The organism is Streptomyces sp. NPDC058239, assembly GCF_042882185.1.
In the GTDB taxonomy this organism is placed as follows: Bacteria; Actinomycetota; Actinomycetes; order Streptomycetales; family Streptomycetaceae; genus Streptomyces.
On record NZ_JBHVWS010000009.1, the window covers coordinates 86,793 to 99,564 of the forward strand.

Annotated in this window: 12 protein-coding genes; all 12 read right to left on the reverse strand. The window is 70.0% G+C overall.

Annotated features, from left to right (window positions below; genetic code table 11):
* Window positions 1-24 precede the first annotated feature (24 nt).
* Window positions 25-2,436, reverse strand: a complete 2,412-nt coding sequence (gene hypF / locus ACFVYE_RS13530) for a carbamoyltransferase HypF (protein WP_383964103.1) — start codon at window positions 2,434-2,436, stop codon at window positions 25-27.
* 23 nt (window positions 2,437-2,459) lie between these two features.
* Window positions 2,460-3,281: a hydrogenase nickel incorporation protein HypB gene (gene hypB, locus ACFVYE_RS13535; RefSeq protein WP_383964047.1), complete on the reverse strand. Its 822-nt coding sequence runs from the start codon at window positions 3,279-3,281 to the stop codon at window positions 2,460-2,462.
* Window positions 3,282-3,284: 3 nt separating this feature from the next.
* Window positions 3,285-3,677: a hydrogenase maturation nickel metallochaperone HypA gene (gene hypA, locus ACFVYE_RS13540; RefSeq protein WP_383964050.1), complete on the reverse strand. Its 393-nt coding sequence runs from the start codon at window positions 3,675-3,677 to the stop codon at window positions 3,285-3,287.
* A 122-nt stretch (window positions 3,678-3,799) separates the two neighbouring features.
* Complete coding sequence (locus ACFVYE_RS13545) at window positions 3,800-3,904, reverse strand: DUF6893 family small protein (RefSeq protein WP_383964053.1); 105 nt, start codon at window positions 3,902-3,904, stop codon at window positions 3,800-3,802.
* A 16-nt stretch (window positions 3,905-3,920) separates the two neighbouring features.
* Window positions 3,921-4,469, reverse strand: a complete 549-nt coding sequence (locus tag ACFVYE_RS13550; RefSeq protein WP_383964056.1) for a hydrogenase maturation protease — start codon at window positions 4,467-4,469, stop codon at window positions 3,921-3,923.
* Complete coding sequence (locus ACFVYE_RS13555) at window positions 4,466-5,914, reverse strand: hypothetical protein (RefSeq protein WP_383964059.1); 1,449 nt, start codon at window positions 5,912-5,914, stop codon at window positions 4,466-4,468. The genes ACFVYE_RS13550 and ACFVYE_RS13555 overlap by 4 nt, the downstream gene beginning before the upstream one ends.
* Window positions 5,911-6,612, reverse strand: coding sequence for a DUF6084 family protein (locus tag ACFVYE_RS13560; RefSeq protein WP_383964062.1), 702 nt, complete (start codon window positions 6,610-6,612; stop codon window positions 5,911-5,913). Before ACFVYE_RS13560 ends, ACFVYE_RS13555 begins: the two co-directional genes overlap by 4 nt.
* Complete coding sequence (locus tag ACFVYE_RS13565; RefSeq protein WP_383964065.1) at window positions 6,609-7,277, reverse strand: DUF5947 family protein; 669 nt, start codon at window positions 7,275-7,277, stop codon at window positions 6,609-6,611. Before ACFVYE_RS13565 ends, ACFVYE_RS13560 begins: the two co-directional genes overlap by 4 nt.
* Window positions 7,274-7,864: a hypothetical protein gene (locus ACFVYE_RS13570; protein ID WP_383964067.1), complete on the reverse strand. Its 591-nt coding sequence runs from the start codon at window positions 7,862-7,864 to the stop codon at window positions 7,274-7,276. The genes ACFVYE_RS13565 and ACFVYE_RS13570 overlap by 4 nt, the downstream gene beginning before the upstream one ends.
* On the reverse strand, window positions 7,861-9,645 hold the full coding sequence (locus ACFVYE_RS13575; RefSeq protein WP_383964069.1) for a nickel-dependent hydrogenase large subunit: 1,785 nt from the start codon (window positions 9,643-9,645) through the stop codon (window positions 7,861-7,863). The genes ACFVYE_RS13570 and ACFVYE_RS13575 overlap by 4 nt, the downstream gene beginning before the upstream one ends.
* Before the next feature lie 83 nt (window positions 9,646-9,728).
* Window positions 9,729-10,808, reverse strand: a complete 1,080-nt coding sequence (locus ACFVYE_RS13580) for a hydrogenase expression protein HypE (RefSeq protein WP_383964072.1) — start codon at window positions 10,806-10,808, stop codon at window positions 9,729-9,731.
* Window positions 10,809-10,856: 48 nt separating this feature from the next.
* A complete protein-coding gene (locus tag ACFVYE_RS13585; RefSeq protein WP_383964075.1) occupies window positions 10,857-12,671 on the reverse strand; it encodes a hydrogenase maturation protein in 1,815 nt (604 codons plus the stop codon).
* Window positions 12,672-12,772 lie beyond the last annotated feature (101 nt).

The window sequence follows — 12,772 nt, forward strand, 5'->3', positions numbered from 1 at the left end:
GCCCGGTCCTGCCGGGACACGCCGTCAGTGGGTGGCCGCACTCCCCTGCGCCGCGCCGATGCGGTCATCGAGTGTTCGGACGGCGCGGGTTCGGGCGGCCACCATCACCTGCCCCAGTGCCAGCCCCCCGTCGTTCGGGGGGACCCGGTGATGTCGCAGGACGGTGAAGCCGTGGCCGCGAAGCGTCCGGGCACAGGCCGAGGAGAGCCGGGTGTTGGCGAACACCCCGCCGGTCAGGGCCACGGTGTCCAGGCCGTACCGCTCACGCGCCAGGACGCAGGTGCTGCGCACGAGGGCGGCGACCGACTCGTGGAACCGTGCCGCGATGACGCCCGGCGCAGTTCCCGCGCGCACGTCCTCGACCACCGCCGACAGTACGGGCGCCGGGTCGGCGATCAGCGCACTCCCGCCGTCCGGTGCGGGAGTGCGCAGCGCAAAGCCGTATCCCGCGCGGTCGTCCTCGGCCGCCCCGAGCGCGGCGGCTTCGAGTTCGACGGCGGCCTGGGCCTCGTATCCGGCCCGGTGACAGATACCGGCGAGGGAGGAGACGGCGTCGAACAGCCGGCCCATGCTGGAGGTGGGGACACAGTTGAGACTCCGCTCCAACTGCCGGGAGAGCACGCCCAGTTCGTCGGGCGGACAGGCAGCCGTGCACGGCAGATCCTGCCCCCAGCCGATTCCTGCCGCGTGCAGATGTGACAGGGCCATGCGGTAGGGACGCCGTACGGCGGCGTCGCCGCCCGGCAGGGGGACATACGCGAGATGCCCGAAGCGGTGGTAACCGTCGTAGTCCGCCAGCAGGATCTCTCCGCCCCACACGGCTCCGTCGTCGCCGTAGCCGGTGCCGTCGAACGCGACGCCGATCACCCGCCGGCCGCCGTCCAGCCCGTGTTCGGCCATGGCGGAGGCGATGTGTGCGTGATGGTGCTGTACGTGTACGACCTGCCGCGCACCGGCCAGACGGCGGGTCAGCTGTCCCGAGCGGTATCCGGGATGTCTGTCGACGGCCAGGACTGCGGGGCGCACCCCGGTGATGGTCTCCAACTGCTGTCCTGCGTCCTCGAAGGCATGTTGTGTGGCGAGGTCGTCCATGTCACCGATGTGGGCGGACAGCCAGGCTCTGCGCCCCTCCGCCAGGCACAGGGTGTTCTTGAGGTCGCCGCCCGCGGCGAGGATCGCCGGCACCGGGAGAGGCAGTTCGAAGGTCCGGGGGGCGTATCCGCGTGAGCGGCGTACGGTCAGCAGTTCCCCGTCACAGACGCGTACGACGGAGTCGTCGCACGGTACCTGGATCGGCCGGTCGTGGGTCAGCCAGGCGTCGGCCAGACGGGCGAGCCGGTCCAGCGCGTCGGCGTCGTCGGTGACGATCGGCTCCCCGGCCACATTGCCGCTCGTCATGACGAGAAGGCGCGGCCCGGCCGGGTCGCCGGGCAGGCCGAGGAGCAGGTGGTGCAGGGGGGTGTAGGCAAGCATGACACCGAGATCGGGGCTGCCCGGGGCGACGTTGTCCGACGGTGCCGGGGCGACCGGCCCGGGAACGGCGCGGCTGCGGCGCCTCAGCAGGACGATCGGCCGGACGACGCCGGTGAGCAGCGCCCGCTCCTCTGCGCCGGCATGGACGAGGTGTTCGATGTCGCCGATGTCGCGGGCCATCAGGGCGAACGGCTTGTCTCCACGGGCCTTGCGGCGGCGGAGTGCGGCCACGGCCCGGGCGTTGGTCGCATCGCACGCGAGGTGGTATCCGCCGAGCCCCTTGACGGCGAGGACCGCGCCGCCGGCCAGGAGTCTGCGGGCCTCGGCGACCGGGTCCGTTGCGGTGATACGTCGCGGGGCCTTGTCCGGGTCCGGGTGCGCCACCAGCAGACCGAGTCGCGGCCCGCATCGGTGGCAGGCGACCGGCTGGGCATGGAAGCGGCGGTCGGCGGGGTCTGCGTACTCGCGGGCGCAGTCGGGGCACATGGGGAAGCGGGCCATGGTGGTGTGTGCGCGGTCGTACGGCAGATCCGTGACGATGGTGAACCGCGGCCCGCAGTTGGTGCAGGTGATGAAGGGATGCCGGTGGCGCCGGTCCGCGGGGTCGGCCAGCTCGGCGAGGCAGTCGGCGCAGGTGGCCACGTCCGGGGGGACGAGCGTGCGGGAAGGTCCGCCGGTCCGGGAGGCGACGATGGTGAATCCGGCACCGCCCTCGGCGGGGACCTCCCTGTGCTCGACGGAATCGAGGACGGCCATGGGCGGTGCGTTCGCGACGATCCCTTCGCAGAACAGAGCCACGGCACCGGGTGAGCCCTCGACTTCCGCGACGACGCCCTCGGGGGTGTTGGTGACGTGTCCCGCCAGGCCCATGGCGAGAGCGCGCGTGTACAAGTAGGGCCGGAACCCGACGCCTTGGACGACGCCCCGGACGGTGACCCGGCGACGCTGCACCGGCTCTCCCATGGCCGGGCCGGACCGTTGGGTCGTCACGCGCGGGTCTGCGCCATGGCGCCGGACGCATCCGTCGCTGCGCCGGGCCCGCCCCGGCCGGCATGCGTGTGGGGGCGGCCGTGAGAAGTCTCGCCGGGCGCTGCGTGTGTGTGGGTGTGCGTGGAGTGGTGCTGCTGGGCCATGACAGGCCGGTGGACCGGGGCTCCACTCGCGGCGTCCAGCGCCCGTTCGAGGAGCACCCCGACGCCGTCACCGCGCCGGGCAGAGGTGAGGAGCACCTCCACACCAGGATTGACCTGCTCGACGTGGGCGCGGAACGCGTCCTCGTCGAAGGCCGCAGCCTCGGCGATGTCCGTCTTGGTGACGAGCACCAGGTGCGCCAGCCCGAAGGCGGTGGGGTACTTCAGCGGCTTGTCCTCGCCCTCGGTGACCGAGGCGAGGACGACCCTCAGAGTTTCGCCGAGATCGTACGAGGCCGGGCAGACCAGGTTGCCGACGTTCTCCACGAAGAGGAGCCGGGTTTCCTCGGGCAGCCACCCGTCGAGGTGCCCGCCCAGCATCCGGGCCTCCAGGTGACAGAGGCCGTCGGTGAGCACCTGCTTGACCGGGGCTCCGGAGCGGGCCAGGCGCATGGCGTCGTTCTCGGTGGCCAGGTCGGCGGTCAGCGCCGCGACGGGGACGCCCGTCTCACGGGCCAGGACCAGTTCGCGTTCGAGCAGTGCCGTCTTCCCGCTGCCCGGGCTGGAGAGCAGATTGACGACCGTGGTGCCGCGAGCGGCCAGTTCGGTGCGCAGGTGGTGCGCTGTCGTGTCGTTCTTCGCGAGTACCGCCTGCTGCAGATCGACCACACGGCACATGGTTCAGCGCTCCTCGGAAATCGGTTCACGGGTATGTCTCTGCGCAGATCCTTCGTCCCAGCGGACGTCGGAGATCTGCAGTTCGCGGCCCGAGAGCAGCTCCGCGGTTGCCTCGCCGCACAAGGGGCAGCACAACTGCGGAGGCATTCCGACCGCCCATTCGTCCGCGCAGGGCGCGCAGCGTGCTCTCGCCCGTACGGAGTCGACCACCAGCTCCGCGCCTTCCAGAACGGTCCCGGCGCAGGCCAGTTCGAAACAGAAGGACAGTGCGTCGGGGACCACTCCGGCCAGCTCGCCGACCTGGAGCCGGACGGCTGTGACGGCGACGGCGCCGCCGGCCAGGGCCGCTTCTTCCACCTGGCCGACGACGGCCATGGCGATGGACATCTCGTGCATGGGTCTCCGTCCTGCCCGCTCATTACACCGGGGGGTTGCAGCCGCAGCCGGGCTGGCTCGCCGACGCCGGACGGTACGTACGTCATTCGGTGCAGCCCGGGACCTGATGGATCCGGGTGCCGTCACATGCACCGCATGCGCACGTAGCGCTTGATGTCGGGCAGTACCTGGGCCACGAGTGCGGCAACGGCGACGGCGACCGCGCCGCCGATGATGATCTTCTTCATGACGGTGTTCGTCTCCTCAGTTGATGGCCCGGCCGACCGCCGACTGTGCGGTGGGCGCGGTCCGTTCGTCGTCCCGCACAAGGCGCAGGACCATGTTCACGGCCTCCGGTACGGCAGCGGCCACGGGGCCGCTGAGTCCGATGCCCTCGGCGACGCAGGCGGGTTCGCATCCGACGACCAGCGTGCGTCTCGGGGGGATGCAGCCCGTCCCTGCGCACAGGGTCTCCAGCAGGGCCAGGACCGCGTCGGGGGACATGCGGTGGCCGTCGAGCAGAGCTTCCTGCGGCTCGATACGGCCGGGCCGGTCGGCCTCGATCAGATACAGCGTTCCGGGATCGCCGCCGCGTTCGGTGGCATCGATCAGGACCAGCGTGTCGTATCCGTCGAGGAGCTGGTACGCGAGGTGGACTCCGCGCACCCCGATGTCCACTGCTTCGACGTGGCCGGGCAGGGGTGCTGACGCCAGTCGTCGTACGGTCTCGACACCGAAGCCGTCGTCGCCGAGAAAGATGTTGCCGACGCCCGCGACCAGAGTCGTCGCTCTCCGCTCCGAGGGCGCTGTCATGCGTCCTCCAGCGGTGCGACCTCGTCGGGCTGGAAGTACAGGAACCGGCCCTGCTCGCGCCGGATGTCCGCACCCGGATCGCCCTCCACGGTGACCGCGAGGTGCACTCCCCCGTCCACGTCGTGGAGTACTGCTTCGACCAGTGCGCTGCGACCTTGCAGAAAGAGGTCCTGGGCGTCGGTGCGGCGCAGGCCCGGCCGCAGGAGTACGCGGCTGCCCGCGCCCACCGACCGGCCGTCCACCAGGATCCGGTCGCGTGCCGGGTCGGCGCCGGTGTCGGCGGCCGGGTCCCACCACGGCTGGTCCGGCCGGATCAGGTCGCACTCGTCGGACCCTTCCGGCATTTGCGGAAATCCGTCGGACGGAACGGCTGCCGGCGCACCGGGCTCGGTGACTTCCCGCAGGGCCCGCACCGCGCCGTGCAACCGCTCCAGGACCTCGGGGGGCATCGAGTCGGCCAGGTCGATCACGGCGGCCGCCCGGTCGTCCGTCCCACGGGCCTCGCGCTTCTCCTGGTCCGTCAGGGCGGCTGTGCGCAGCGCGAGGATCTCGTCGATCTCCGTGGAGTCGTACAGCGCTCCGGGGCTCTCCGGGGCGATGGCCGGGTGGTCCTCAAGGATGATGGGGGACGAGAGCATCAGGTCCGCGCGGCCGGGCTCCCCGGCCAGTACGGGCCAGGTGTGCAGATTCCGGCAGCCCTCGACTGCGCCCTTGGCCCACTCGGGAGGATCCGTCATCGACAGGAACGAGCCCGCGCTCAGGCCCAGGAGAAGGTGGGCCGCCACCAGTGACCTGGGCAGAGCGGCGTCTCGGTCCGCGTCGCCGGCGTCCGGCGTCCATGTGCTGGTGTTCTCCACGACGGCGGTGAGCCGCATCGCGCGGTACGGGCCGTCGAGTTCGGCGGCGGAGAGCCGTACCGCGCCGCTGATCTCCTCGCAGCGGCGCACCAGGCGGCCCACGGTCCGGCCGTCGTCGTCACGGACGGTTTCGGTCTCCTCGCGTGCCGGGCGCGTGAAGGGGACGACGACTCCGTCGCCGGTGAGCTCGGCCACGGTGGCGAGCGCTTCGACCCGTTCCTCCGCACCCTCGTCCCAGGGAACCAGGACCCGGTCGGTAAGGTGGAGTTCGGGAACGGTCTCGAAGGTGCCGTCGTCGCGGAGCTGCTGCACGGTGCGCCGTTGGGCGTGCAGGAACCGCACCTCGGCCGCCAGAGTCGCGTCGGCCTTCGGTTCCATCAGGCACTCGGTGTGCTGGAAGTCGTGCTCTTCGGCGGCCGCCGCCCAGGCCGGTGGTACGAGCACCCCGAACTGCCAGCGGAGCCGGTTCTTGGCCGCCGACGCGCGGTACGGGTAAAGGACGTAGCCCTCGAAGAGGACGGCGTCGGCCACGCCCCGGGCGGCGGCGAAACGGGATTCCAGCGCGGGGGTGAGCGCGGATGTGGTCACTGCGCCGTCCTCTCGGCGAGCCCGGCGAGCCCTGCGTCGGCGAATGCCCGGTCCGCCGGCGGGAGGGCTGTGGTCCCGGCCACGTCGAGAAGCGCCTGGACGGTCGCCTCCCAGGAGGGCAGTGCGTGCCGGGAGCGGAATGCGATCAGATCGCTCATGGTGTCGCGGGGAAGCCGGATCCAGCCGCACCCGGGGAAGTGCTGGTCGACCATCTCCCGCCACACCGCCACCGGCATCCGGAAGGGCGCCTCCAGGTCCCAGGGCACCGGCTCGACCCGGAAGCCACCGGAACCGGTGAAGGCGGTGCCGGAGAAGAGCATGAGGAGCGGCACCTCACCATCCGTCAGCGCGTTCAAGTACCGTGTTGCGGCGATCTCCAGGTCATAGGTGCAGGGCACGACGACGTCCGTCTCGGTCACCCCGGTGAATGCGGGAACCATGACCGGGACCTGGGCGAACTGCACGGGCTGGAGTGTGCTGCCCCAGCGTGAGCGCTCTCCGAACAGGTCCGTCAGTCCCTCGGCCTCAGTCGTTTCGTAGCCACGCCGGGCCGGCTCGATGCGGATCTGGCAGCGCAGCGCGAGTGCGTGCACCCGCGCCTCTTCGGATGCTGTGATGCGAAGCCGGAAGACGAGGGTGGGACCGGCGGCGTACGCGTCGGCGCGTACGCCGGTGCAGGTGAAGGTGAAGTCCGTCATCGACGTCGCTCCCCCACCGTTGCCTCGGTCCGGCGTTCGACGTGTTCGAAAAAGGCTCGCAGATCGGCACGGGCCTCGGCTCCGCCGTCGAAGCCCTGCCACAACAGACGCATGCGTCCCACCAGCTCGTAGCAGATGTCGATCGGTACCAGATAGCACTCGGCCCGGCCCTCGGAGCGGCGCAACAGTAGTGCCTCCACGTCGGGTTCGAGCAGTTGGGAGAGACGGCTGCCGCCGAGGACCGTCTGCCAGGTCGACGGATCGAGTTCGCTCTCGGTGGCTCCGGCGGGGCTCGGGTAGAGCGCCACCAGCCGGTCCAGTGCGGCATTGCGGAAGAAGAAGGCGACGCTGACCGGGATCTGCAGGAGTTCCCACGCGTTGTCGTCGAGACGGTGGTCGTGGTCGGCCAGATAACGGTCCGGGACGCTCAGGAACCGGCCGTGGGCGGCGCCGGGCCGCTCGAAGAGCAGGGCACAGGGGGTGCAGGCGCACGCCAGGGAACGCTGCTCGGTGTCCACCAAATGCCGGTGGTTCGCCTCGGCAACCGGCACTCCGCACAGTTCACAACGCTCCTGCCGGGGTTCACGCGGTGCCGCGAACCGCCGCAGCGTGTGCACGCCCGAGGCGGGCGCGGGCCGCCCGGCCCACGTCATGGGCGCGCTCATGGCGTTCTGGCCGGGGCCGGCCGGGCGGTTGCCGCGCCCTGCGGCGGGCGGGTTCCGATCTGAAGGAGTGCCGGCTCCTGAGTGGCGGAGGCAGGCTCCATCTCGACCGTGGTCACCTCCGGTGCGAAGCAGGCCAGGGCGTTCTCGACGGACTGCTGCGCCGACGACGAGCCGCTGCAGCCGCATCCGCCCGTGCCGGCGGTCCGCAGGCGCAGGGTGCCTGTGCTCCCGTCGAAGGTCACCACCTCGACGGGATCGCGGACGGCCGCGAGGGCCCGCCCGATGCGCGTGCCGGTGTCCTCGGGATGCAGGTCGTGCAGGACCAGCAGGCTCGACACGAGTTCGCTGCCCAGGAGTTCGTCCAGCGTGTCGCCGGTTTCGCGACTCGGTGCGGCCCGGAGACCGTCGAGGATCCGGGCCAGCCCGGCGCCGTAGAAGTCCATCAGGACCCGCACCAGTTCCTCGGCCGCCGCGGAGGCCTTTTGGTCACCGGCCGCCGTCAGTTGTTCGAGCACCTCTTCGATGCGACGTCCGGCCTGCTCCGCGTCGAGCGCCTTCGCTGCCGCGGTATGTGTTGTCGCGCTCATCCGCCCAGTCCGCTCAGCCCGGTGGGCACGTGCATCTTCTGCACCGTCTTGCCCCCACCGACGTACATGTGGACGCCGCACGGGAGACAGGGGTCGAAGCTGCGCACGGCGCGCATGATGTCGATGCCCTTGAAGTTCTCCGGCGGGTTCTCTTCGAAGATCGGCGTGTTCTGCACGGCGTCCTCGTAGGGACCGGGAGTTCCGTAGGTGTCCCTGGTGCTGGCGTTCCACGGCGTCGGAGGGTACGGATGGTAGTTGGCGATCTTGCCGTCCCTGATCACCATGTGGTGCGACAGCACGCCGCGCACGGCCTCGGTGAATCCGACGCCGATGCTCTCGTCCGGGACGTCGAACTTCTCCCAGGTCTGGGTACGTCCGGCGCGGACCTCCTCAAGCCCCTTCTCGGCACAGTGCAGCGCGATCGCGGCGGCGTACGCCTGGAAGTAGGTGCGGGCGCGGTTGCGCTCCAGCGCGTTGCTCCACTTCGGGATCTTCCACTCGAAGGTGGTCTCGGGCTTGGTCATCGTGCGCGGCAGGTTGATGACGACGCTGTGGCCGGTGGCCTTGACGTAGCCGACGTCGACGAGCCCGGAGAGCGCGGTGGACCACAGCCGGGCGATGGGGCCGCCGCCGGTGTCGAGGGCCAGGTGGTCCTTGCCGTCGAACCAGCGCGGCGACATCACCCAGCTGTACTTGTCGTCGAAGTTCCGCTTCTGCGGCGCCGGGATCGTGTGCTGGTTCCACGGGTGGCGGGGGTCGACCGGGTTGCCGAGCGGGTCATGGGTGACGAACTGCTCCTTGCCCTCCCAGTCGTCGTAGTACGAACTGCCCAGCAGGATCCGGATGCCCAGGTTGATCTCGGTCAGGTCATTGGTGACCAGCTTGCCGTCCACGATCACACCGGGGGTGACGAACATCCTCCGTCCCCAGTCGCTCATGTTGGCGTACGTGAAGTCGCAGTGCTCAGGGTCGTTGAGCGCTCCCCAGCAGCCGAGCAGCACCCGTCGGCGACCGACCTCTTCGTACCCGGGCAGGGCCTCGTAGAAGAAGTCGAACAGGTCGTCGTGCAGCGGCACGACCCGCTTCATGAACTCCACATAGCGCATCAGGCGGCTGAGGTAGTCCGTGAAGAGCTGGACGGAGGCGATGGTGCCCACGCCGCCCGGGTAGAGCGTGGAGGGGTGCACATGGCGCCCCTCCATCAGGCAGAACATCTCCCGGGTGTAGCGGCTCACCTGGAGGGCCTCGCGGTAGAACTCGCCCTCGATGGGGTTGAGCGACCGCATGATGTCGGCGATCGTGCGGTAGCCGTGCTCCCCGGCGTGCGGCGCTTCGGTGCGCTCGGCCAGTTCCAGGACGCCGGGATTGGTCTCGCGGACCATCTTTTCGCAGTAGTCGACCCCGACCAGGTTCTCCTGGAAGATGTTGTGGTCGAACATGTACTCCGCGGACTCGCCGAGGTTGATGATCCACTCACCGAGATGCGGCGGCTTCACTCCGTACGCCATGTTCTGCGTGTACACGGAACACGTGGCGTGGTTGTCGCCACAGATCCCGCAGATGCGGCTCGTGATGAAGTGCGCGTCCCTGGGGTCCTTGCCCCGCATGAAGACGCTGTAGCCGCGGAAGACCGACGAGGTGCTGTAGCACTCCGCGACCCGCTTCTGCTTGAAGTCGATCTTCGTGTGGATACCGAGACTGCCCACGATCCGGGTGATCGGATCCCAGGCCATCTCCACCAGGCCGCTGCCGTCGCCGGCCGCCTTCGTTTTCGGTGCCATCGTGTGTGCCGTAGCCCTTCTGAGAAGCGTGAGGTGGGGTCGTCACCGGAAGGTGTGGAGTGCGGTCGGAGTCCTCGGCGTGTTCACCACGGGGGCCGGTAGCCGGTGGTCAGCCGGCCCCTCTTGTGCCGCCACTTCGGCTCGTTGTCCAGGGTCTTCGCCGTGATCGAACGGAGCCTGCGGACGACCGCCCCGTACGCGCCGCTGGCGGTGGCGGAGACCTTGGCGCCCGGCGGTTCGTCCATGAACGGCATGAACTTGTCGGGGAAGCCCGGCATGGTGCAGGCGATACAGATGCCGCCGACGTTCGGACAGCCTCCGATGCCGTTCATCCAGCCGCGTTTGGGTACGTTGCACTTGACGACCGGGCCCCAGCAGCCGAGCTTGACCAGGCACTTGGGCGAGTCGTAGGTCTGGGCGAACTCGCCCTGCTCGTAGTAGCCGGCCCGGTCGCATCCCTCGTGCACGCTGGCGCCGAACAGCCAGGTCGGACGGAGCTTGTCGTCCAGCGGGATCATCGGAGCGGATCCTGCCGCCTGGTACAGCAGGTACGTCAGGGTCTCCGAGAAGTTGTCCGGTTGGATCGGGCAGCCCGGCACGCACACGATCGGGATGCCGGCCTTCGACTTCCAGTCCCAGCCGAGATAGTCGGGCAGGCCCATGGCCCCGGTCGGGTTACCGGCCATCGCGTGAATGCCGCCGTATGTGGCGCAGGTGCCGATGGCGACGACGGCAAGGGCTTTGGGCGCCAGCCGGTCGATCCATTCGCTGGTGGTCATCGGCTGGCCGGTCTCCGGGTTGTCGCCGAAACCGCACCAGTACCCCTCCGGCTTGATCGTCTCGTTCGGGATGGAACCCTCGACGACCAGGACGAAGGGATCGATCTCGCCGCGCTCGCCCTTGAAGAACCACTCGATGAACGTGTCCGCACCGCCCACCGGACCGCTTTCGAAGTCGATCAGCGGCCAGTGGACCTCGATCTTGGGCAGACCGGGCAGCGCACCGACGACGATCTCTTCGATGCTCGGCTGCATCGCGGCAGTCAGGGCCACTGAGTCGCCGTCACAGCTCAGCCCCGCGTTGATCCAGAGGATGTGGATCGGGGACTCTTCTCCGGTGGCCGCAGCAGGTGCGTCCACGGTGTTCGACGTTGCTGCATCCATGAGGATGCCTCCCTGGAAAGAGACACACGAAGGCCGACATATCGACCTTCACTGTTCTTGGTACCAAGCACCCGGCGCGAGTACGGCATGGTGTGCCGCCAGTCCGGTGACGTCGGGCTCCCGGACGGGCCGGTCCCCCGCAGATCGGCCGGTCGAGGCCGGAACGAGGTGCGACGGCCGGCCCGGCGGAGGATCCTTGAGCACGAACGCACGCCGCAGCGCGTGGTAGGGCGACCGTGGGTCGAAGAAGGTCCGCCGCATCACGGCCAGCTCCTCATCCCGGTAGTCGGCCAGGGGTCTGTCGGCCTCGGCCCGGTCCCGTTCGGCCTTCTTCGCCGCGATCCGCGACAGTGCCGCGGGCGACACGGCGAGACGGGCCGCCAGCCGGACGACCTCGCCCGCGAACGAGTGCGCGTCGCAGTCGACCGCCCGGTCGACCAGGCCCAGCCTCACAGCGGCCTCGGCACTCACCGGCAGCGCCTTGCCGGTGAGTCGCTCCGCCACGGCTGCCCCCACCCTGCGCGGCAGCGTGTACGTCCAGTACTCGGAGCCGTACAGCCCCATCAGGCGGTAGTGCGGGTTCAGCACAGCCCCCGTCCTGCACCAGACCTCGTCCGCAGCCAGCGCGAGCATCACCCCGCCCGCGGCCGCGTTGCCGCCCACGGCGGAGACCACCAGCCGGTCCGTTGTGGTCAGCACGGCCTCCACGAGGTCGTCCATGGCGTTGATGTTGGCCCAGGACTCCTCTGCGGGGTCGGCGGCGGCCTCGATGACATTGAGGTGGATGCCGTTGGAGAAGAAGTCCCGGCCGCCCCCCAGTACCAGCACCGAGGTGGGCCGTCGGCAGGCCAGCCGGTAGGCGTCGTGCAGGCGTCGGCACTGCGCCGTGCTCATCGCACCGCCGGGGAAGGAGAACGTGAGGAAACCGGCCTGCCCCACCTCCCGGTAGCCGATGTCGCTCCAGCCGTGCCGGTGCCCTTCCTCGTACAGCGGCGCGGGGTGCTCCGGCAGTGCGGGCAGACGCCCGGCGAGCGCCGTCACCGCGGGCAGTTTGAACGTGGCGGGTCCTCCCGGCCTGCGGCGGGGCCGCAGCTCGGGGATCCACACCGCGCCGTCGGTCGTCGCCCGGCAGACCGCCCCTGCCCGTACGGCCACCAGCTCGCCCGGTCCGCCGCGCAGTTCGGGCTCCGGGTGCCCCCCGTGCAGAAACCATTCGTCCCCGAGCAGTTCGTCGCGCACGCCGGGGTACGAGTCGGCGGCCCGCAGCTTGCGCAGGACTGCTTCCGTGGAGTCCGAATCCCAGTCGATGCGACGGTGCTCCTGGCGCAGGTACGGCCGTGTACGGATGCGCGACTCCTCATCCCCGCCGGTCTGCGGTCGAGGAACGTACGTGCCGGACGAGAAGCGCTCGACGGCGAGGTGCACGGCCTGCAGCGCGGCGTCGGAGACTTCGTTGCGGTACAGATCGCTCTTGCCCACCGGGTGCACCGGGAAGGTGGCCGATGCCCAGATGTCCCCGGCATCCATCTCCTCGTCGGCCTGCAGAACCGTCACGCCCCATGTGTCCGCGCCCTCTTGGATGGCCCAGTCGAGGGAGGAAGGCCCGCGGTCGCCAGGGGGGCCGGGGTGGACGACGAGGCAGGTGTGCGCCGCCCAGACATCCCGGGGGATGGCGGTCTTGAGCAACGGGGCCAGAATGAGATCGGGCGCGAGCTCGCGCACAGCTCGCCGCAGCGACTCGTCGCGCACGGACGGCTCCGGAGCTGCGAGTTCCACCGCTACGGTGTGGCCCCGGTCCCTCATTTCGGCATGGACACGCTGAGTAAGGCTGTTGAACGCGCTGGCCACGAGCAGGATGTGCACGACGATCTCCCAACGCCGGGAAGATCCGGCTGGTTGCGATGGTGGGGCACTGCGGGCGGGGCTCCAGCGGCAACCGGCCGCGAAGTCACCCAAAAGCGAAC